Source organism: Paraburkholderia phosphatilytica (assembly GCF_003443895.1).
GTDB classification, from domain to species: domain Bacteria; phylum Pseudomonadota; class Gammaproteobacteria; order Burkholderiales; family Burkholderiaceae; genus Paraburkholderia; species Paraburkholderia phosphatilytica.
The window spans coordinates 51,714-70,754 of sequence record NZ_QQOA01000032.1; the positions used below are offsets into that span (position 1 = coordinate 51,714).

At 65.2% G+C, this 19,041-nt stretch carries 18 protein-coding genes; 5 read left to right on the top strand and 13 right to left on the bottom strand.

Annotated elements, in window-relative coordinates; all coding sequences use genetic code 11:
- Positions 1 to 221 precede the first annotated feature (221 nt).
- Together DVS29_RS27115 and folE are read left to right on the top strand one after the other, a co-directional pair.
- Entirely contained in the window at positions 222 to 1,145 is a 924-nt protein-coding gene (locus DVS29_RS27115) for a LysR family transcriptional regulator (protein WP_118183649.1), read from the top strand.
- A gap of 99 nt (positions 1,146 to 1,244) precedes the next feature.
- Entirely contained in the window at positions 1,245 to 1,889 is a 645-nt protein-coding gene (folE, locus tag DVS29_RS27120; protein ID WP_118183615.1) for a GTP cyclohydrolase I FolE, read from the top strand.
- Positions 1,890 to 1,920: 31 nt separating this feature from the next.
- Here the strand turns inward: folE and DVS29_RS27125 are convergent, their stop codons facing one another.
- From DVS29_RS27125 to DVS29_RS27140, 4 genes are all read right to left on the bottom strand, one after another.
- Positions 1,921 to 2,889 carry a DMT family transporter gene (locus DVS29_RS27125; RefSeq protein WP_118183616.1) on the bottom strand — a complete coding sequence of 323 codons (969 nt, stop codon included), beginning with the start codon at positions 2,887 to 2,889 and terminating at the stop codon, positions 1,921 to 1,923.
- A gap of 113 nt (positions 2,890 to 3,002) precedes the next feature.
- On the bottom strand, positions 3,003 to 3,797 hold the full coding sequence (locus DVS29_RS27130) for an AraC family transcriptional regulator (RefSeq protein ID WP_118183650.1): 795 nt from the start codon (positions 3,795 to 3,797) through the stop codon (positions 3,003 to 3,005).
- A gap of 65 nt (positions 3,798 to 3,862) precedes the next feature.
- Positions 3,863 to 4,813 carry a serine O-acetyltransferase EpsC gene (gene epsC, locus DVS29_RS27135; RefSeq protein ID WP_118183651.1) on the bottom strand — a complete coding sequence of 317 codons (951 nt, stop codon included), beginning with the start codon at positions 4,811 to 4,813 and terminating at the stop codon, positions 3,863 to 3,865.
- A 130-nt stretch (positions 4,814 to 4,943) separates the two neighbouring features.
- Positions 4,944 to 5,177: a hypothetical protein gene (locus DVS29_RS27140; protein WP_118183617.1), complete on the bottom strand. Its 234-nt coding sequence runs from the start codon at positions 5,175 to 5,177 to the stop codon at positions 4,944 to 4,946.
- 562 nt (positions 5,178 to 5,739) lie between these two features.
- Between DVS29_RS27140 and DVS29_RS27145 the strand changes: the two genes are divergently transcribed.
- Complete coding sequence (locus tag DVS29_RS27145; RefSeq protein WP_118183652.1) at positions 5,740 to 6,345, top strand: short chain dehydrogenase; 606 nt, start codon at positions 5,740 to 5,742, stop codon at positions 6,343 to 6,345.
- 94 nt (positions 6,346 to 6,439) lie between these two features.
- Here the strand turns inward: DVS29_RS27145 and araD are convergent, their stop codons facing one another.
- The 8 genes from araD to DVS29_RS27185 all read right to left on the bottom strand — a co-directional run bounded on the left by araD (position 6,440) and on the right by DVS29_RS27185 (position 16,478).
- Positions 6,440 to 8,200, bottom strand: coding sequence for an L-arabinonate dehydratase (araD, locus tag DVS29_RS27150; RefSeq protein WP_118183618.1), 1,761 nt, complete (start codon positions 8,198 to 8,200; stop codon positions 6,440 to 6,442).
- 33 nt (positions 8,201 to 8,233) lie between these two features.
- On the bottom strand, positions 8,234 to 9,244 hold the full coding sequence (locus DVS29_RS27155; protein ID WP_118183619.1) for an ABC transporter permease: 1,011 nt from the start codon (positions 9,242 to 9,244) through the stop codon (positions 8,234 to 8,236).
- Positions 9,244 to 10,128, bottom strand: coding sequence for an ABC transporter permease (locus DVS29_RS27160; protein WP_118183620.1), 885 nt, complete (start codon positions 10,126 to 10,128; stop codon positions 9,244 to 9,246). Before DVS29_RS27160 ends, DVS29_RS27155 begins: the two co-directional genes overlap by 1 nt.
- Entirely contained in the window at positions 10,125 to 11,243 is a 1,119-nt protein-coding gene (locus DVS29_RS27165; RefSeq protein ID WP_118183621.1) for an ABC transporter ATP-binding protein, read from the bottom strand. The genes DVS29_RS27160 and DVS29_RS27165 overlap by 4 nt, the downstream gene beginning before the upstream one ends.
- A 95-nt stretch (positions 11,244 to 11,338) precedes the next feature.
- Positions 11,339 to 12,490 carry an extracellular solute-binding protein gene (locus DVS29_RS27170; protein WP_420816169.1) on the bottom strand — a complete coding sequence of 384 codons (1,152 nt, stop codon included), beginning with the start codon at positions 12,488 to 12,490 and terminating at the stop codon, positions 11,339 to 11,341.
- A 306-nt stretch (positions 12,491 to 12,796) separates the two neighbouring features.
- Positions 12,797 to 13,735 (bottom strand): SMP-30/gluconolactonase/LRE family protein, encoded by a 939-nt coding sequence (locus DVS29_RS27175; protein ID WP_118183623.1) that lies wholly within the window; start codon positions 13,733 to 13,735, stop codon positions 12,797 to 12,799.
- Between the two features lie 97 nt (positions 13,736 to 13,832).
- On the bottom strand, positions 13,833 to 15,413 hold the full coding sequence (locus DVS29_RS27180) for an aldehyde dehydrogenase (NADP(+)) (RefSeq protein WP_118183624.1): 1,581 nt from the start codon (positions 15,411 to 15,413) through the stop codon (positions 13,833 to 13,835).
- A 114-nt stretch (positions 15,414 to 15,527) separates the two neighbouring features.
- Positions 15,528 to 16,478, bottom strand: a complete 951-nt coding sequence (locus DVS29_RS27185; protein WP_118183625.1) for a dihydrodipicolinate synthase family protein — start codon at positions 16,476 to 16,478, stop codon at positions 15,528 to 15,530.
- A 646-nt stretch (positions 16,479 to 17,124) separates the two neighbouring features.
- Here DVS29_RS27185 and DVS29_RS27190 point away from each other — a divergent pair.
- The gene (locus DVS29_RS27190) at positions 17,125 to 17,829 is read left to right on the top strand and encodes a helix-turn-helix transcriptional regulator (protein WP_118183626.1); all 705 of its coding nucleotides are present in this window, start codon (positions 17,125 to 17,127) and stop codon (positions 17,827 to 17,829) included.
- On the opposite strand, the gene DVS29_RS27195 is transcribed toward DVS29_RS27190, so the two are convergent.
- On the bottom strand, positions 17,813 to 18,187 hold the full coding sequence (locus tag DVS29_RS27195) for a helix-turn-helix domain-containing protein (RefSeq protein WP_240655812.1): 375 nt from the start codon (positions 18,185 to 18,187) through the stop codon (positions 17,813 to 17,815). The two genes, DVS29_RS27190 and DVS29_RS27195, sit on opposite strands and share 17 nt — an antisense overlap.
- 153 nt (positions 18,188 to 18,340) lie before the next feature.
- Here DVS29_RS27195 and DVS29_RS27200 point away from each other — a divergent pair, with 153 nt between their 5' ends.
- Positions 18,341 to 18,934 (top strand): acyl-homoserine-lactone synthase, encoded by a 594-nt coding sequence (locus DVS29_RS27200; protein ID WP_118183627.1) that lies wholly within the window; start codon positions 18,341 to 18,343, stop codon positions 18,932 to 18,934.
- Positions 18,935 to 19,041: the final 107 nt, after the last annotated feature.

The window sequence follows — 19,041 nt, forward strand, 5'->3', positions numbered from 1 at the left end:
CCCGCCAATTTGTTCGCTATGTGAACGTTGATTCGTTTAGCGAACGCATGGCGCATTATCGGCAGCGTCCGCCTCGCTTGTCAAGGTAGGCGTTGCACGCACGGAAGACCAGGCGCGCGGACGACGCGCTTTCCCCAATATGCGTCAGCGTGATTTCACCGGTAGCCTGTATCGTCTTCAGCGATAATCGTCCGACACCTCGAATGGACCGCCCGGCCGCGATGCAGGACCTCGACCTCAACCTGATTCCATACCTCGTCGCGCTGGACGAAGCGCGCAACGTGAGCCGCGCGGCCGAACGACTGGGCGTGAGCCAGCCACGCGTCAGCACGGCGCTTGGGCGTCTGCGCGAGTATTTCGACGATCCGCTGTTCGTGCGCACGTCGCGCGGCATGGAGCCGACGCCGCGCGCGCTCGCGCTGATTCCGGCTGCACGCGAGGCGCTGCTGTGCATCGAGAAAGGGATGCTCGAAGCGCAGGAGTTCGATCCCGCCACCACCACGCGCACGTTCTCGATCGCGCTATCCGACGTCGGCGAGATCGTGTTCCTGCCGCGCCTGCTGCAACTCTTCGCGACGCGCGCGCCGCTCGCCAGTCTGCGTTCGGTGTCGGTGCCGCCGTCGATGGTGGAGCGCGGTCTCGAATCCGGCGATGTCGATCTGGCAGTCGGCTATTTCCCGGACCTTGGCGGCAACAACTTCTTCCAGCAGCGTCTGTTTTCGCATCGCTTCATCTGCATGATGCGCAGCGATCATCCGCTTGCGGGCGCGCCGCTGACGCTCGACCAGTTCCTCGCGTGCGGTCATGCTGTGGTGCGCGCGGAAGGCCGCAGCCAGGAAGTGCTCGAACAGTATCTGGAGAAGCGCCGCATCCACCGCCGCGCGGTGCTGGAAACGCCGCACTTCATGAGCCTGCCGTTCATTCTCGCGCGCACCGATCTGATCGCGACGGTGCCGCACGCGATCGGCTTCGCGTACGTCGCCGAACACGCATCGATCACGCTCGTCGAACCGCCGCTCGAACTGCCGCGCTTCGACCTGCGGCAGCACTGGCATCGCAAGTATCACAACGATCCGCGCACGGTCTGGCTGCGCGGCGTGGTCAGCGAACTGTTCAACGACGCGCTCGACGAGTGGCCGAAATAGCGCGCGCGGGCGTCGTGGCGCCTGACCGCGTCAGGCACCCGCGCGCGAATCATGGAACAATGGCCGTTTGCCAAACACGCGACCGATGAGGAGCGAGGGATGTCCAACAACGTCAAGAAAGGCAAGCGCGCTGCGGCGCCGGCCACACCCGTCCGTCCTACCCGCGAAGAAGCGGAAGCGGCAGTACGCGTCCTGCTGCGCTGGGCCGGCGACGATCCCACGCGCGAAGGTCTGCTCGATACCCCTGCGCGCGTCGTGCGCTCGTACGAAGAGTTTTTTGCGGGCTACGAAACGAATCCCCGCGACATTCTCGCGCGCACCTTTTCGGAAGTGGACGGCTACGACGAGATGATCGTGCTGAAGGACATCCGCTTCGAGAGCTATTGCGAGCATCACATGGTGCCGATCATCGGCCGCGCGCACGTTGCGTATCTGCCAGAGCATCGGGTGGTCGGCATTTCGAAGCTCGCGCGGCTCGTCGATGCGTTCGCGAAGCGCCTGCAGATCCAGGAGAAGATGACGGTACAGATCGCCGATACGCTGAACGAGGTGCTGCAACCGAGAGGCGTCGGCGTGATTCTCGAAGCGTCGCATCAATGCATGTCGACGCGCGGCGTGCACAAGGCCGGCGTCGCGATGGTCACGTCGCGGATGCTCGGCTCGTTTCGCGACGACCCGTCGACGCGGCGCGAGTTTCTGTCGATCGTCGGGCATCCGTCGGCGAGCAACGTCGGCAACGTTTGAATGTGATCCGGCAGATCGTCAGGCATCCGTATCAAACCGTCTCGTTGCAGCGTTCGTCGGGTTCCGGCAGCGCCCGCTGACGACGTACGCTGCATGTGCCGCGCGTCGCGAGCCACACCGCGGCGAGCACGCATGCCGCTCCGGCCAGCTGCATGCGCGTCAGCGGTTCATGCAGCAACACCACCGCGAGCGCGATCGACGCGACCGGCACGAGCGCCGTCATCAGCCCCGCCTCCGTGCCGGATAGCCGCGCGGCGCCTGCATACCAGGCCACAAAGCCGCCAACGGTCGGCAGCAGCGCGTAGTACGCGACGCCCAGCAACGCCGCGCCCGATGTGCGCGAATCGTACGCCGCGTCGAACGGATGCTCGAAAGCCAGCGCAGCGACGGTCGCCACGACGAGGCCGATGCCGGACATCAGCGCAGATAGCGGCAGCGGCGCAATCGGCACGCTCAGCTTGCGGTTCAGCAGGATGAAGAGCGCTTCGCACACCACCGCGGCGAACACCAGCAGATTGCCGGACAGCGCGACTCCGCCGTGGCTCGATGTAGTCGCACGTGCGAACGGCTCGAACACGCCGGTGCAGGTCAGCACGCCCGCCGTCGCCAGCGCGATCGCGGCCAGCGTCGCGATGCGCGGGCGCTCGCCCAGCAGCAACATCGACACCAAGGCCGCGACGGCCGGCAGCGTACCCGCGATCACGCCCGCATCGGCCGCCGACGCGAGCTTCATGCCGCTGATCAGACACACCGTATAGCCGACGCTACCCGCCCCCGCCTGCGCGACGAGCAGCCCCGCATCGCGCCAGCCGACGCGCGGCCAGCGCACGCGGCGCCACCGCAGGACCGCGACGAACAGCGGGAACGCGATCGCGAAGCGCAGTGCGGTTGCGCTGAACGGCGGCAGACCCGCCGCGATGGGCTTGCTCACGACGACCGTGCTGCCCACGCCCACCATCGCGAGCGCGCAGAGCAGATAACCTTGAAGACGTGAGTTCATGCCGGGTCCTTTCATCGTGCGATGAGGACGCAGCTTGAGGTCGCGGTGCGCGTGAGTCTTGAATGAAATTGCAGCGCGCGCGGTTGCGCTACACCGTTGCGCTACGCAGTTCGCTAGCGTCGCACCGCCGCCGCATACCGCGACGGCGTGAGCCCGAACGACTGCACGAATGCGCGCGTCATATGGCTCTGGTCCGCGAAGCCGACACTCGCGGCCACGTCGGCCAGCGCACTGCCTTGCGCGATCAGGTGGCGCGCGAGCGTCACGCGCCGCTGCATACGGTACGCATGCGGCGGCAAGCCGGTTTCGCGCGCGAAGCTGCGCAGCAGCTGAAAGCGGCTGAGCCCTGCTTCCGCGGCCAGTTCCGCGAGCGAGAGCGGCGCAGCGGGATCGTCGTCGATGCGCGCCTTCGTTCGCGCGATCGACGCCGGCATCGCGCGCGCACGCCGCAGGCTCAGGTGATGTTCGCTCACGTGCGCCATGAACACGACGAACGCCTCTTCGCACGCGAGCCTGTCCGCATGCGATGCATCGTCGACCGCGAGCGCGAACAGCTGCTCGAACCGATGCTTCAGCAACGGATCGTGCGCGACCGGCTGCGTCAGCTCGACGATGCTATCCGGCGCATCCGCATATTCACGCGCTGCATCGCGCAGCACCTGCGGCGCGAAATAGAGCATGCGCCAGCCGCGGCCGCGCTCGTCGAGCGGGCTGCCGTCGTGCACTTCGCCGGGGTTGACGGTAATCACGTCGCTCGCGCGCGCTTCGACGGGGCCGCGTCCGCTCGCGGAACGTTGCCCGCCGCGCAGCATCACGCCGATGCCGAACTGGTCGTGCGAATGACGCGCGAATGCATGCGTGGTTTCGGCGATGGTGGCGAACGCGCCATCGAGCGCGCAGCGCGGCATCAGCACGCGCTCATGCCGTTTCGCCGGCAGCCTGCCCGACGAAGACGGTGCGCGCGTGCTCACACTCACGGCCGATCCTCGCGGCCGCGCGCGGCGCCGTTGTGGACGATGCGCTCGCCTTCGCGCACCTTGCCCTGCGACACGCTGCTGCCCGGCGGCACGCTGTGCGTGAGCCAAACATTGCCGCCGATCACCGAGCCCTTGCCGATGGTCACGCGGCCGAGGATCGTCGCGCCCGCATAGATCACCACGTCGTCTTCCACGATCGGGTGGCGCGCATTGCCCTTCACGAGCGTGCCGTCGCCTTCGGCCGCGAAGCTCTTCGCGCCGAGCGTCACCGCCTGATAGACGCGCACGCGTTCGCCGATGATCGCGGTCTCGCCGATCACGACGCCCGTGCCGTGATCGATGAAGAAGCTCGGACCGATCTGCGCGCCCGGGTGAATGTCGATGCCGGTTGCCGAGTGCGCGATCTCGTTGATGAAGCGCGCGAGGAGCGGCACGCCGAGGCGATGCAGCGCATGCGCGAGCCGGTGATGCGTCATCGCCCAGATGCCCGGATAGCACAGCAGGATTTCGGTGATGTGCTGCGCGGCCGGGTCGCCGACGTAAGCCGCCTGAATGTCGCTGACGAGCAGCGCGCGAATGGCGGGCAGCTGATGCCCGAATTCGCGGGCGACGTCGAACGCGCGCTTGCTCAAATCGTCGTCCGGTGTCTGCCCATGTTCAGGCAGGAAGCGCAGCGCGCGGCGGATCTGTTCGGCGAGCAGCCGCAGCGTACTCTCGAGCGTCTGGCCGACGAAGTAGTCGACGCTTTCGTCGGTCAAGTCCGGCGCGCCGTAATGCGTCGGAAACAGCGCGGCGCGCAGACCGCCGACGATCGTCACGATCGCCTGACGCGACGGCAGCTCGCGAATGCCGAGCGGATGCCGCGTGCGATGCAGCTCTTCGCGCGACGTGCGCAGCGCTTGCACGATCTGTTCGAGACCCCAGTGATGGGAAGGCACGTTTGACATGGTCAGCACGGCAGCGGCGCCGTAGCGCCGCCGCTGGTCATTAGATGGGGTGAGCTCAAGATTAACCTGTTTTACAACCGACCGTGCGAGGCGGCCCGGACGGCGACGCGCGTGCGGATAAAACGCAGGTTCAGATGGTGACGCTGCTCGCGTCGATCCAGCGCACGGCCCAGTCGCGCGCATGCGCGATCGCGGCGCTTTCGTCGGCAAAGCGGAGTTCGGCCGGGAAGAAACGGTTCGCGACGAGTTCGCCATCGCTCGACCGCGAGATCACGACATAAGGTTGGTACAGCCCATCGCCTGAACGCGCCGGTGCGCAATTCAGCAAGTAGCCGCGATGTGTGAATGCAGCATCGAAGTGCATGAAATCATCCGCCCCTGACTGCTTCCGATGTTGGATCGAACCAGCGGCGCGGTCTCCTCTGGATGCGTCGCGGCTCTTATCGAACCACTCGCCGGACCGTTTATATTCATGCGTGCCGGCCCGTCGGACTAAGATCATACTCTGGAGAAAACCCGGGTTCCACGGAAAAAAAGCAAAAAAACGCAAGCTCCATCGCGGCCGCCGATCGACCGCCCGCAAAGCCTTGAAGCGTCGGCCCCGGAATGGCTCTTGCTGTTTCGCGCGCCGCTCGCGGCGAACCGGGGACAGTGGCGAAGCGTACAGAACGAAGCGCTGCATCCGCACGCGAAGCGACGGCTCACCGCGTGCGCATCGCGCCGCCGCCGCGATGGCCACACTGTTTAGCGCAGCGAGCGCTGGCGTTTAGCGGCCGCATCGGCAACCCGACGCCGCGCTCGCCGAATTCGAAACCACGGGTTGCGAGACCTGTACCCAGCGATGACTGTTTCAGTTAACCGCACGCGATGACAATCGCAGCACGTATCGTACATACCAGCGGTACATACCAATGAGGAGCATGCAGATGAACAAGGTCGTAGTGATCGGCGCGACGGGCACACTCGGCAGCGCGGTGACGGGGCTGCTCAAGGAGCGCCATGAGGTGATCGAGGTGGGCGCCACGCGCGGCCGCCATCAGGTGGACAGTACAGATCCGAAGAGCGTCGCGAAGCTGTTCGCCGAGATCGGCAAGGTGGACGCGGTGGTGACGACGACGGGCAAGCTGCACTTCGGTTCGCTCGCGGAAATGACCGCGGAACAGTTCTGGACCGGCCTGCGCGACAAGCTGATGGGCCAGATCAATGTCGTGCTCGCCGCGCAGCATTACCTCAATGACGGCGGCTCGTTCACGCTGACGAGCGGCATCATCGCCGACGAACCGATCCGGCTCGGCGTCAACGCAACGACCGTCAACCTCGCGCTCGAAGGCTTCGTGCGCGGCGCCGCGATCGAACTGCCGCGCGGCATCCGCATCAACCTCGTGAGCCCGACGGTGCTCGAGGAATCGATGGGCGCTTACGGCGATTTCTTCCGCGGCTTCGAACCGGTGAGCGCAAAACGCGCGGCGCTGGCGTACGTGAAGAGCGTGGAAGGCGCGCAGACCGGACGCGTGTATCGCGTCGGGTCGTAAAGAACGGTAAACGGCGGGTAAACGGCAAGCAAACGAAAAGCGGCGCGGCAGCGGAAATGACCGCTGCCGCGCCGCCTTATTTCATACCGTCAGTTCAGTGAATTTCCGGTTCGCCGCCGCTCTTCGTCGTTGCGGCAACCGATGATTTCTTCGCTCCGTCGCGCTGCAGGAAGTCGAAGTCGCAGCCGGTGTTCGCCTGCATCACGTGCACCTGATGCATCGCGCCATAGCCGCGCTCGAAGCGCGGCGGCGGTTCGACCCACGCGGCCTTGCGGCGCGCGAGTTCGTCGTCGCTGACGAGCACGTTGAGCTTGCGCTGCGGCACGTCGAGCTCGATCATGTCGCCGTCCTGCACGAGCGCGAACGGACCACCGACAAACGATTCGGGCGCAACGTGCAGCACGCACGCGCCGTAGCTCGTGCCGCTCATCCGCGCATCGGAAATGCGGAGCATGTCGCGCACGCCCTGCTTCAGCAGCTTCTGCGGAATCGGCAACTGGCCCCACTCGGGCATGCCGGGCGCGCCGACCGGACCCGCATGCTGCAGCACGATCACGCTGTTCGCGTCGACATCGAGATCGTCGCTATCGATACGCGCCGCCATGTCGTTGTAGTCCTTGAACACCACCGCGCGCCCCTTGTGCACGAGCAGCTGCGACTCCGCGGCGCCCGGCTTGATCACCGCGCCGTCCGGCGCGATGTTGCCGCGCAGCACCGCGAGGCCGTTGTCCGGCATCAGCGGGTTGTCGCGGCGACGGATCACATCGTCGTTGAAGATCTGCGCGTCGGCGATGTTCTCGCCGAGCGTGCGGCCATTCACCGTCTTCTGCGTGCCGTCGATCAGGTCGCCGAGTTCCTTCAGCATCGCCGTGAGGCCGCCCGCGTAATAGAAGTCTTCCATCAGCCACGCGCCCGTCGGGCGGATGTTCGCGAGCACCGGCGTGCGGCGCGACAGCGCGTCGTAGCGGTCGAGCGTCAGATCGATGCCCGCGCGGCGCGCGAGCGCGATCATGTGCACGATCGCGTTGGTCGAGCCCGACAACGCGAGGCAGGTCGTCACCGCGTTGTCGACGGAATGCGCGGTGAGGATGTCCGATGGCTTCAGGTCTTCCCACACCATGTCGACGATCCGCATGCCGGTTTTCGCCGAAATCTGCGCATGCCGCGAATCCGGCGCCGGGATCGACGCGAAGCCGGGCAGCGTGAAGCCAAGCGCTTCAGCGGCGCTCGTCATCGTCGATGCCGTGCCCATCGTCATGCAGTGACCCGGCGAACGCGCGATGCCGCCTTCCACGCCCTTCCAGTCCTGCTCGGTGATCTTGCCGGCGCGCAGGTCGGCCCAGTACTTCCACGTGTCCGAGCCGGAGCCGAGCGTCGCGCCGTTCCAGTTGCCGCGCAGCATCGGGCCCGCGGGCAGGAAGATGGTCGGCAGGTTCATCGACACCGCGCCCATCAGCAACGCCGGCGTGGTCTTGTCGCAACCGCCCATCAGAACCACGCCATCCGCCGGATACGAACGCAGCGTCTCTTCCGCTTCCATCGCGAGGAAGTTGCGATAGAGCATCGTGGTCGGTTTCTGGAACGGTTCGGACAGCGTCTGCACCGGCAGCTCGATCGGAAAACCGCCCGCCTGCCAGATGCCGCGTTTCACTTCTTCCACACGCTGCTTGAAGTGCGTGTGGCACGGGTTCATCTCGCTCCACGTGTTGAGGATCGCAATCACCGGCTTGCCCGCATATTCCTCGCGGCTGTAACCCATCTGCGCGGTGCGCGAACGATGGCCGAACGAGCGCAGATCGTTCACGCCATACCAGCGATGACTGCGCAGTTCCTCAGGGGTCTTTCTCTTGCTCACACGAACTCCGTCGATACGTTATGGGTTCAACGCTCAGCGCGGCTGCTCCTTTACGCGCGAAACGATCTGCGTCGGGCTCACGAACTGCAGCGCGATCAGCACCCAGATCAGCGTGATGGCCATGTAGATCATCGCCATCGCATCGATCGATTGCGGCGCGCGCACGCCCGTCGAAAACACAGCGTAGTACAACGCGACGACGAGCGTCTGCGTCGAGGGCCCCGCCGTAAAGAACGTCAGCTCGAACATGCCGATCGTGCGCACCAGCACGAGCAGGCCGGCCGCGAGCATGCCCGGCACGAGCAGCGGCAGCAGCACGTAGCGAAAGTAACGGAACGTGTTCGCGCCGAAAATGCGCGCGGCGGATTCGAGGTTCGGATCGATCTGCTCGATGAACGGCGTCATCACGAGAATCACGAACGGCAGCGCCGGAACCAGATTCGCAAGGATCACGCCCGACAGCGTGCCGGCGAGCCCGACGCGATACATCACGGTCGCCATCGGAATGCCGTAGGTGACGGGCGGCACCATCAGCGGCAGCAGGAACACGAGCATCGCGAGGCGCTTGCCGCGGAACTGCACGCGCGCGAGCGCATACGCGGCCGGCACGCCAAGCGCCACCGACAGCAGCACGACCGCGCCCACCACTTCGACGGTCACCCACAGCACGCTCGCGAGCTGGAAGTCGTCCCATGCCTGGCCATACCAGTGCAGCGTGAAGCCCTGCGGCAGCGGCGTGCCGAACCAGCGAGTCGCGACCGAGTTCATCGCGACGGTCGCGATCAGCAGCACGACGTTCGCGAGGAAGAAGATCATCGTGCCCCAGACGAGCACCTTCCATGCGCGGTCGGGCAGGCTCCTGCGCTGCTTCGCGCGCGGCGCTGGACGCGGGTTGCGCGCGCCGTCGGCATCGTTGCCTCGGCCTTGATGTGGATCGCGCGGCGGGTCGCCCGACGGATCGCCGGGTGGCTCGCCGCCGGTCGTCGAGCGCGTCTGCGGCGTGGCGCCGGACCACGGATGCGCGGCGTGGCGATCGGTCGTCATCACCCTTTCCCTCCCGTCACCGGACCGCGATAGAAGAAGCGGCGCGCACCGAGCATCGCGGCCACCACCAGCAACTGCACAAAGCCCATCACCATCGCAACGGCGGAAGCGAGCGAGTAGTCGTAGCTTTCGAACGCCGCTTCGGCGGCCGCGATCGAGATCACGCGCGTCGGCCCCGCGGGCGCGCCGAGCAGCACCGCCGACGGAAACACCGAGAAAGCCTGCACGAACGAAAGACACGCGGCCATCGTGAGTCCGGGCATCAGCAGCGGCAGATAGATCTGGCGAAACTGCTGCCATGGGCTCGCGCCGAGCGTCGCCGCCGCGTTCGCGAGCGTCGGGTCGATGCCGGTCACGTACGACAGCGTCAGCAGGAACGCGAACGGAAAACCCGACACGATCAGCGACAGCAGCACGCCCCAGTAGTTATGCGTGAGCCGCACTTCATCGCTGTACAGATGCAGACCGTGCAGCACCTGCGGGAACCAGCCGTTCGGCCCGAAGTACGTGAGCATGCCGTCGGCGATCAGCACGGTGCCGAGCGTCACCGGAATCACCAGCAGCGTGGTGACGAACTTCTGGTACGGCGAATTGCGCCGCAGCGCGAACGCGACCGGCACCGATACGCCGACGTTGATGATCGTCGCGGGCAGCGCGAGCTTCAGCGTGACGAGCACCGTCGGCCACATCGACAGATCGGTGAAGAACGTCACGTAGTTGGCCCACACACTGCCGCCGTTCATCGGCTTGAACGACAGCATCAGGCCATACGCGAACGGATACAGGAACAGCGCGACGATGAAGATAAGCGCGGGCGCGACGAGCCAGGCCTTCGGGTCGCGCGGCGCGGCCGGCGTGAGCGCCGCGGAAGCGGCGGTGCTCATGCTGCGGCTCCGTTACGCTCGATGTGCTCGATGTGCTCGCTACGTTCGGCCGGATAGACGAGCGTGCGCGCAGGCGGCACGCTCAGCGTCACGCGCTCGCCCTCGCTGAATTCACCGGGCAGACGCGCCCACAGTTCGCCGAACGGCGCCTTCGCGCGAATCAGCGAATCGCGGCCACCGTATTCGACCGCGGTGACCTGCGCGTCGAACGCATTCGTCGCGCCCGGCGCAGCGCGCTCGAAATCTTCGGGGCGCAGCGCGACGGCCACGTCCTTTGCGTCGAAGCTCGCCATCGCGGTACCAGTCAGCGCGACACCGGCCGCGCCGAGCTTCACGAATTCGCCCTGCGCGCCATCGAGCTGAGCGGGCACGACGTTGCGATAACCCATGAAGCGCGCAACATGCAGATTCTTAGGCCTGCCGTACACTTCACGCGGCGTCGCGACCTGCTGCACGACACCCTCCTTCATCACGACGATACGGTCCGCCATCGACAGCGCTTCGTCCTGATCGTGCGTCACGTAGATGGTTGCGCGATTGAGCTGCGTATGGATGCGGCGGATTTCCGCGCGCATCTCGATGCGCAGCTTCGTATCGAGATTCGACAGCGGCTCGTCCATCAGCACGAGCGGCGGCTCGATCACGATCGCGCGCGCGATCGCGACGCGCTGCTGCTGCCCGCCCGATAGTTGCCCCGGCAGCTTGCGTTCGTGCCCGACCAGCTGCACGAGCTGCAACGCTTCGCGCGCGCGGCGTTGCGCGTCGCGCTTCGCGACGCCGCGCATCTTGAGGCCGAAGCCGACGTTGTCGAGCACGGACATGTGCGGGAACAGCGCGTAGTTCTGGAACACCATCCCGAAGCCGCGCTTTTCCGGCGGCAGGATGTCGATGCGTTGTTCGTCGAGCCAGATTCCGCCGCCCGACAGCGGCTGCAAACCAGCGATGCAGTTGAGCGCGGTCGACTTGCCGCAGCCCGATGGCCCGAGCAGCGCGATGAACTCGCCGCGCCGGATGTTCAGGTCGAGTCCCTGCAAGGCTGCAACGGCATGGCCTTCCGCGTTGGTGAAACTGCGGCTGACCGACTCGAGACGCAACTGCTCGAATTGATGCTTCATGGCGAATTCCTGACCCTGGCAGCAGCGCGCGACAACCCGCGCGCCACTGCCGTGAACTTCACTGGACAATCATCGTGTGCACGCTCACTGCGCGCTCATTGCGATTTTGCCGCACCGATATCGCGGTCCCACTTCTGGAACGCGGCCACCATCGCGGCCGCGGAAAGCGGCTGCACGTGCGGATGGTCCGCGAGCAGCTTGTCGTACTCGGGGCGGCCGAACTTCTTCAGCACGTCCTGGCTGTGCTGCGGCGCCTGCTCGATGCTGACGCCCTTGATCGCGGGGCCCGGATAGAAGTAGCCGTCGTCATAGGTCAACGCCTGCTGCGCGGGCTCGAGCATGAAGTTCATCAGCTTGTACAGCACGTCGAGCTTTTCTTTCGGCACGCCCTTCGGGATCACCATGTAGTGCGCGTCGTTGACCCACGTCATGTTGTCGAACGCCTGCACCTTGAACTCCGCGGGCACGATGCCGAGCGCGCGCGGATTGATGTCCCAGCCCGTCACGGTGACGGTCATGTCGCGCGTGCCTTCGCCGAGTTCCTTCATCACCGCCGACGTGCCGCCCGGGTAGTACGGAACGCAGTCGTTGAGCTGCTTGAGGAATGCCCACGTCTTGTCCCAGCCGTGAATCGGGTCGCGCGGATCTTTATCGCCGAGCACGTACGGCAGGCCCATCAGAAACGTGCGGCCCGGGCCCGAGTTGGCGGGACGCGCGTAGATCAGCTTGTTCGGATGCGCCTTGCACCATTGCAGCAGCTGGTCGGGGGTCTTCGGCGGATCGGTGACTTTCGCGGGGTTGTATTCGAGCAGCGGACCGGCCGGCATGTAGGCGACTTCGAGCCCGAACCCTTCGGCGAGATCCTGCATCTTGCGCGGACCGGGCGCGTACTTGTCGAGCACGCCGGGGAACGTCGCGGCCTGGTCGGGCAGCAGCTTGATCCACAGGTTCTGTTCGATGCCGGCGGCGAGCGCGTCGGTGCCGGTCAGCACGAGGTCGATGTCGGAGCGGCCGGCCGCCTGCATCGCCTTGATCTTGCCCGGCAGCTGCGGCGCCGGCGCGTTGGTGTACGTGATGTTGGAGACGAGGTTCGGGTACTTCGCCTTGAACGCTTCGAAGCCCTTCTGCGTGAGCTGCAGGTCGCCGGCTACGTCGACGATATTGAGCGTAACCGGCCCCGCCGCGCGGGCCGCCGTGATACCGAGCGTGCCCACTGCCACGCAGACGGCCGCCAGCTTGACGGACATTCTGCCGAACGACCACTTGCCATTCAGGTTCATCGCATCTCCTCGCTTCTTGGTATGGAAGCCCGCCGGTCGCGTTGCGCAATGCGGAGCGCCGACGGTACCCGTGTCTCTTACGGGAACATAGCGAACGGCGCGCGATGATGTCAAGCAAATTGTCCAGCCCTCGAACGGACGGGCTGCGGCGTTTTTTAACTGGAAAGTGCTTCGTATACAGCGATTTACCAAAGTGCTGTACGTGCATTCGAGGGTAACAATACTCAGGTTTCCCTTTACTTGTTTAGCAACTTGTCCAGCCCCTCGACCCGCTTAGCCGCCCGCGACACCCTGGGTATTCACGTACACCGCGTACAGGCCGTGGCTCGCCGCCATGAAGAGCCGGTTGCGATGCGGCCCGCCGAAGCACACGTTCGCGCAGCGCTCCGGCAGCGCGATGTGACCGATGGCCTCGCCTTGCGGCGTGAAGATGCGCACGCCGTCGAGTTCGTCGGTGCCCATGCCCCAGCCGCACCACAGGTTGCCGTGGATGTCGACGCGAAAGCCGTCCGGCGTGCCCGGACCCGCGTCGATCAGCACGCGGCTGTTGCGGATCGTCCGCCCGTCGGGCGACACGTCGAACACGCGGATCTTGCGCGGAGTCGCGCGCGATTCGACGATGTACAGCAGCGATTCGTCCGGCGAAAACGCGAGCCCGTTCGGGCCGAGGATATCGTCCGCGACGACCGTGATCTCGCCGGTGTCGCCATCGATGCGATAGACCGCCGGCTTCACCTCCGAGTCCTGCTTCTCGCCTTCGTAGAAGCTGTCGATCCCGAAGGTCGGATCGGTGAACCAGATCGAGCCGTCGGACTTCACGACGACGTCGTTCGGCGAATTGAGCCGCTTGCCCTGGTAGCGGTCCGCGAGCACGGTGATCGAACCGTCGTACTCGGTACGCGTGACGCGGCGCGTCAGGTGTTCGCAGGTGACGAGCCGGCCAGCGCGGTCGCGCGTATTGCCGTTGCCGTTGTTCGACGGCTGGCGAAACGGCGTCACGTTGCCGGTCGCTTCGTCCCAGCGCAGCATCCGGTTGTTCGGGATGTCGCTCCAGACGACACAGCGCGCGTCGCCGAAATACACCGGACCTTCGGACCAGCGCGCGCCCTGATACAGGCATTCGACGGAAGCGGCCGGCAGGCGCAGCGCGTTGAAGCGCGGATCGAGCACGCGGATGGCAGGATCGGGATAGCGTTGATTGAGTTCGGGCATGGGAGCGGGATTCGAGGATTTCGAGGAGGCGCGACGTGGAGCGGGCGCCCCAAACGACAGCGCGCCGCATGAAAGCGGCGCGCTCCGGTGACGACGATCAGCTCTGCGCGAGCTTGCCGTCGCGCAGGCGCCAGAGCTTCAGCGGATTATCGTCCTGAACCGCTTCGGGCAGCAGCGCCGCCGGCAGGTCCTGATAGCAGACCGGACGCAGGAAACGGTCGATCGCCGTCGCGCCGACCGAGGTCGCGCGCGGATCGGATGTGGCGGGGAACGGTCCGCCATGCACCATCGCGTACGACACTTCGACGCCCGTCGGGAAACCGTTCGCGAGGATGCGGCCGGCCTTGCGTTCGAGCGTGGGCAGCAACTGGCGCGCGAGCTCGTGATCTTCGGGCTCGACCTGCAGCGTCGCGGTGAGCTGGCCTTCGAGATACTCGGTGACCTTGATCATCTCGCCGACATCCGCGCACGTGACGATCAGCGAACTCGGCCCGAAGATTTCGTCTTCCAGCGCGGCTTCCGCGAGGAACTGCGTGGCATTGGTGGCAAACAGCGCCGGCAACGCGGAGCAGGCCGCATCCGTCTGTGCGCCTTGCGCGACCGCCTGCACGCCATTCACGTCGCCGCGGCGCGCGATGCCGTCCTTGTAGGCCGCGGCAATGCCCGGCGTGAGCATCGTCTGCGCGCCCTTCTTCGCGAGCGCCTGCGCAGCGGCATCGATGAAGGTTTTCGTCTGCGGACTATCGAGCACCAGCACGAGACCGGGGTTCGTGCAGAACTGGCCGACGCCGAGCGTGACCGATTCGACGAAGCCGTTCGCGATGCTTTCCGCGCGCTTCGCGAGCGCGCCCGGCAGCACGAAGAACGGATTGACGCTGCTCATCTCCGCGAACACGGGGATCGGTTCGCGACGGCGCGACGCGATGTCGACGAGCGCGAGGCCGCCGCGGCGCGAGCCCGTAAAGCCCACCGACTTGATCGCCGGATGCGCGACGAGCGCTTCGCCGATCTCGTTGCCCGCGCCGATCAGCAGCGAGAACACGCCTTCGGGCAGGCCTGCGTCCTGCACCGCTTTCTGGATCGCACGGCCGACCAGCTCCGACGTGCCGAGGTGCGCCGGGTGCGCCTTCACGACGACCGGGCAACCGGCCGCGAGCGCCGACGCGGTGTCGCCACCCGCCACCGAAAATGCGAGCGGAAAATTGCTCGCGCCGAACACGGCGACCGGCCCGACGGCGATCTTCTGCATGCGCAGATCGGAGCGCGGCAGCGGCTTGCGGTCCGGCAGCGGCGAATCGAGCGTCGCGGTGAGCCAGCGTCCTTCGCGCGCGAGCGACGCGAACAGCTTCAGCTGGCCGACCGTGCGTCCACGCTCACCTTCGAGGCGCGCCTTCGGCAGCGCGGACTCGGCCTGCGCGCGTTCGATCAGCGCATCGCCGAGCGCCATGATGTTGTCGGCGATCGCTTCGATGAAGCGCGCGCGCGTCTCCAGCGGCGCGAGGCGGTACGGATCGAACGCGGCGGCGGCGAACCCGCACGCACGTTCCACTTCGGCCGATCCGCCCGCGCCGAACGCGGGTTCGATTTCCGCGTTCCGGGCCGGGTCGAACGCGCGCAGCGTGCCCTTGGTGCCGCGCACCGCCGATCCGCCGATCAGCATTTCACCGGTAATCTGCATCTCCACTACTCCTCGTTAAATGCCGAACGGCCACGATGCGATCGCGGCCGTTACGGCTTCAGAATGGGATGGGCGCCGCTATCGGCGCGCCATGGTTTCGCGCGGATGAGCGCCTCAGGCAGGCGGCGCTTTCGCGTTCCAGCTTGCGAGCGACTGTTCGAACGCGAGCAGATCCTTGACTGCAGCGTCGATCTTCGCATGATGCTCCTGCGGCGTCGAACTCAGGAGCGGCTGGATCGGGCCCATGTCCGCGATCTTCGAGAACGTGACCGCGTCGTGCAGCACGCGGATCAGCGAGATGTCGTCGCGCAGCGTTTCGAGCGGCATGAACGCGTCGAAGAGCCGCTTCGCTTCGTCGTTGCGACGTTCGCGCGCGGCGGCCAGCAGCGCCGTCACCGCGTTCGGCGCGATGCAGCCCGAGCCCGTCGTCCATGCGGCAAGCCCGAACTCCTGCACGTGCACGAGCGCGGGACGCTCGCCCATGCCCGACACCACCTTCGACGGATTCACGCTTTGCAGCAGACGGCGCAGGTAGACGTCGTCGCTCGGATTGTCGCGCACGATCGCGTACTTCACCGCAAGCAGCGTGCCGCGATCGACCAGACGCGCGAGCGTGTCGACGTCCACATAGTTTTCGCTCTTCACGTACAGCGTGAGCGGCATGCCGGCGATGTCGGCGATGCGCGTGAGGCCCGCTTCCACACCTTCCGACGTCGTAAAGCCGGCGAGCGGAAGCACCATCGCCGTGCGGTAATTCGTCTGCGCGAGGATGCGCGCTTCGTCGAGCATCTTGCCGTAGTCGGGGCCGATGGACGGAATCACGCGGGTCGTCGGGCCGGCGCACTCGGCCAGCATGTCGAGCAGCTCGCGGTACTCGCTGACGGCGACGTGATAGAGGTTCGCGTTGCCGCCATACAGCAGCGTGCGCACCCCGCCCGCTTCGATGTGCTGGATCAGCTTGCGGTTCTGTTCGGCATCGAGCGAGTAATCGGCTTTGCGCGCGAGCGGCGGTACAGCCATCACCGAGGCGGACAGTTCGCTTTCAAGGATCGGGGAAACGTTCATGGCATCTCGCGGGGTGAGCGGTCAATGCCAGCAACGTTAACACCGCCGCCCAATGTTGTCAAACAACTTTGAGCGATCGTGTGCAGCTTCGTTTGACAACCTGCGAAGTCAAATTCGCCCGATATCGCTTTCGCCTCGCTCGTGGACGGAATGGCTATTCGTCGCTTTAAATCGATTACACCGTGTCGTGTCCAGCTTTTGAACGATCGAATTAAACAATGGCAAAACGCTTTATCACCGCTCTTTAAATCTCTTTAAAACACGGCACCGCAGCCGGTAAAAAATCCGGATTAAAGAAGCAAAACGGGAAAATTTACGATAAGTCATTGCTGGCGCAACGTTATTCGCGATGACGCGCAACACCTCAAGACTGCACGCAATGCCAGAAAAGTCCGCCACAGGATTATTCGAGTGTCAGACAGCCGGACAGGTCGGCCGTTTGAAAGCCGCTGTTATCTGACAAACCATCGTAAAAAAATGCACGGCTTTATTGCAATATCGTTTGCAAGACACCGAATGGTGTTAGATTCAGCATCTATAGAGTCATACAAGAAATCGGCAGACGCAACGATCTGCCGGCAACCTCGCAGCCGGGGTCGCTGCGTACCTGAGAGAAAGCAACGTGTCGCTACAATTCATCGAGCAGATGTCGCCGCTGCTCAATGCCACGGATGAAACGACGTGGTTCGGCGAAATTGCGCGCCTGGCCGAAGGATGGGGCTTCGACCAGGTGCTGCTAGGCATGCTGCCGCGCCCGGGCTTCCGCTTCGAGGGCGCCTACATTCGCAGCAACTACGCGCCGTCGTGGCGACGCACTTACGACGCCGAAGGGCTCGTGCATATCGCCCCGACGGTCGAGCATTGCGCGACCCGCTCGCTGCCGCTGATCTGGTCGCCGGATATCTTCACGACGGACCCGCAGCAATCGATGTACGAAGAAGCCTGCTCGCACGGTTTGCGCGCGGGGGTAACCCTGCCGATTCACGGGCCGAACCAGGAAGCGGGCATGCTGTGCTTCGTCAACGACAGCCACCCAGGCGGCGCCTTCTGGCAGCACATCAATGACGTGCTGCCGAACCTCGTGCTGCTGCGCGACGTGGTAGTCGACACGAGCCAGCGCTACCTGAGCGAACACACGCGTTCGCTGATGCCGCGGCTCACGCCGCGTGAAAACGAAGTGCTGCAATGGACTGCGCGCGGCAAGTCGACCTGGGAAATCTCGCACATCCTGAGCTGCTCGGAAGCAGCGGTGGATTTCCACATGAAGAACGTTCGCACCAAGTTCGGTGTGAACTCTCGCCGCGCGGCGGCCGTGATCGCCACGCAGATGGGGCTCATTGACCCAAATTGACGAGCGTGCGCGTCTCTCGGTGATACACCACGCGTTCCGCCCGGCCGAGGTCGCCGTCGGAAATGGTTTTCGTGAAGTAAAGGCCGAGCAGGATGGACACCGGAGCGGGAATCTCCGCGCCGGATTCGAAACGGCTGCCGCGCGACTGCGTGACGCCGAAACGGGCCCAGAAGCGACGCTGGCTTTCTTTTTTCTTCTTGCGGTACGCGATGATGCGGACCCGATCGACCGGAGCCGAATCGTCTTCCAGCGTGGCGTTGAGCAGTTGGGTGTCATCCTGTGTGTCGAGCCGGGCATCGGCCTTCGATGGGGATTGCGCCTGCGATCCAGCCTGGGAATGAGTGTGCTGAAGTTCCATGATGTCTTCCGCTTTATGTTGATTGGGTACCGCTAGACCGATTTTCCGCATATGCGAAGTCGTGCACACCTATCCAGGTAGGTAGGTGCGGAGTCGATCCGAAATGCATACGTTTTGATGCGCAATGGGTCACCCACGCGTAAGGAGAACGTCATGCAAGCAGCGATCCGGATTGGTTTGCGTCAGGAATTCGACAACGCAGTGATCAACGAGATGTACCGTCTGCGCGCCCGCGTGTTCCGGGGCCGCCTCGGCTGGGATATCCCCACCATCGCGGGCATGGAGATCGACGGTTACGACGCGCTCGGTCCGTACTACATGCTGATCCAGAACCCGGCGGGCGTGGTGCGCGGCTGCTGGCGGCTGATGCCGACGGACGGCCCCAACATGCTGAAGGACACGTTCCCGCAGTTGCTTCACGGCAACGCCGCGCCGGTCGGGCGGCATATCTGGGAGCTGAGCCGGTTCGCGATCGAATCGGATGGCGACGAACCGTCGTTCGGTTTCGGCGACGTGACGATGCACGCCATCCAGTCGCTCGTGAAATTCGCCGACCGGATGGGTATCACCCGTTACGTGACAGTCACGACGACGCCCATCGAGCGTCTGCTGCGCAAGACGGGCATCGAGCTCGGACGGCTCGGGTCGCCGATGCAGATCGGCGTGGAGCGCGCGGTGGCGCTCGATATCGCGGTCAGTCCGCAGACCCGCAACGCGCTGTTCGGGCCGATCCCGGTAGCAGCCTGACGGCGTGGCCGTGCGGCCATCCGGCTGCGTGCGCAACGTACGCGACATACGCGACATACGCGACATACGCGACGTACGCGACATACGCGACATACGCGACATACGCG

Excerpts from the sequence above, each read along its gene's own strand:
- DVS29_RS27115 (WP_118183649.1), top strand. The coding sequence starts at position 222 with ATGCAGGACCTCGACCTCAACCTGATTCCATACCTCGTCGCGCTGGAC.
- folE (WP_118183615.1), top strand. The coding sequence starts at position 1,245 with ATGTCCAACAACGTCAAGAAAGGCAAGCGCGCTGCGGCGCCGGCCACA.
- DVS29_RS27125 (WP_118183616.1), bottom strand. The coding sequence starts at position 2,889 with ATGAACTCACGTCTTCAAGGTTATCTGCTCTGCGCGCTCGCGATGGTG.
- DVS29_RS27130 (WP_118183650.1), bottom strand. The coding sequence starts at position 3,797 with ATGCCGCGCTGCGCGCTCGATGGCGCGTTCGCCACCATCGCCGAAACC.
- epsC (WP_118183651.1), bottom strand. The coding sequence starts at position 4,813 with ATGTCAAACGTGCCTTCCCATCACTGGGGTCTCGAACAGATCGTGCAA.
- DVS29_RS27140 (WP_118183617.1), bottom strand. The coding sequence starts at position 5,177 with ATGCACTTCGATGCTGCATTCACACATCGCGGCTACTTGCTGAATTGC.
- DVS29_RS27145 (WP_118183652.1), top strand. The coding sequence starts at position 5,740 with ATGAACAAGGTCGTAGTGATCGGCGCGACGGGCACACTCGGCAGCGCG.
- DVS29_RS27155 (WP_118183619.1), bottom strand. The coding sequence starts at position 9,244 with ATGACGACCGATCGCCACGCCGCGCATCCGTGGTCCGGCGCCACGCCG.
- DVS29_RS27160 (WP_118183620.1), bottom strand. The coding sequence starts at position 10,128 with ATGAGCACCGCCGCTTCCGCGGCGCTCACGCCGGCCGCGCCGCGCGAC.
- DVS29_RS27165 (WP_118183621.1), bottom strand. The coding sequence starts at position 11,243 with ATGAAGCATCAATTCGAGCAGTTGCGTCTCGAGTCGGTCAGCCGCAGT.
- DVS29_RS27170 (WP_420816169.1), bottom strand. The coding sequence starts at position 12,490 with ATGTCCGTCAAGCTGGCGGCCGTCTGCGTGGCAGTGGGCACGCTCGGT.
- DVS29_RS27175 (WP_118183623.1), bottom strand. The coding sequence starts at position 13,735 with ATGCCCGAACTCAATCAACGCTATCCCGATCCTGCCATCCGCGTGCTC.
- DVS29_RS27180 (WP_118183624.1), bottom strand. The coding sequence starts at position 15,413 with ATGCAGATTACCGGTGAAATGCTGATCGGCGGATCGGCGGTGCGCGGC.
- DVS29_RS27185 (WP_118183625.1), bottom strand. The coding sequence starts at position 16,478 with ATGAACGTTTCCCCGATCCTTGAAAGCGAACTGTCCGCCTCGGTGATG.
- DVS29_RS27190 (WP_118183626.1), top strand. The coding sequence starts at position 17,125 with ATGTCGCCGCTGCTCAATGCCACGGATGAAACGACGTGGTTCGGCGAA.
- DVS29_RS27195 (WP_240655812.1), bottom strand. The coding sequence starts at position 18,187 with ATGGAACTTCAGCACACTCATTCCCAGGCTGGATCGCAGGCGCAATCC.
- DVS29_RS27200 (WP_118183627.1), top strand. The coding sequence starts at position 18,341 with ATGCAAGCAGCGATCCGGATTGGTTTGCGTCAGGAATTCGACAACGCA.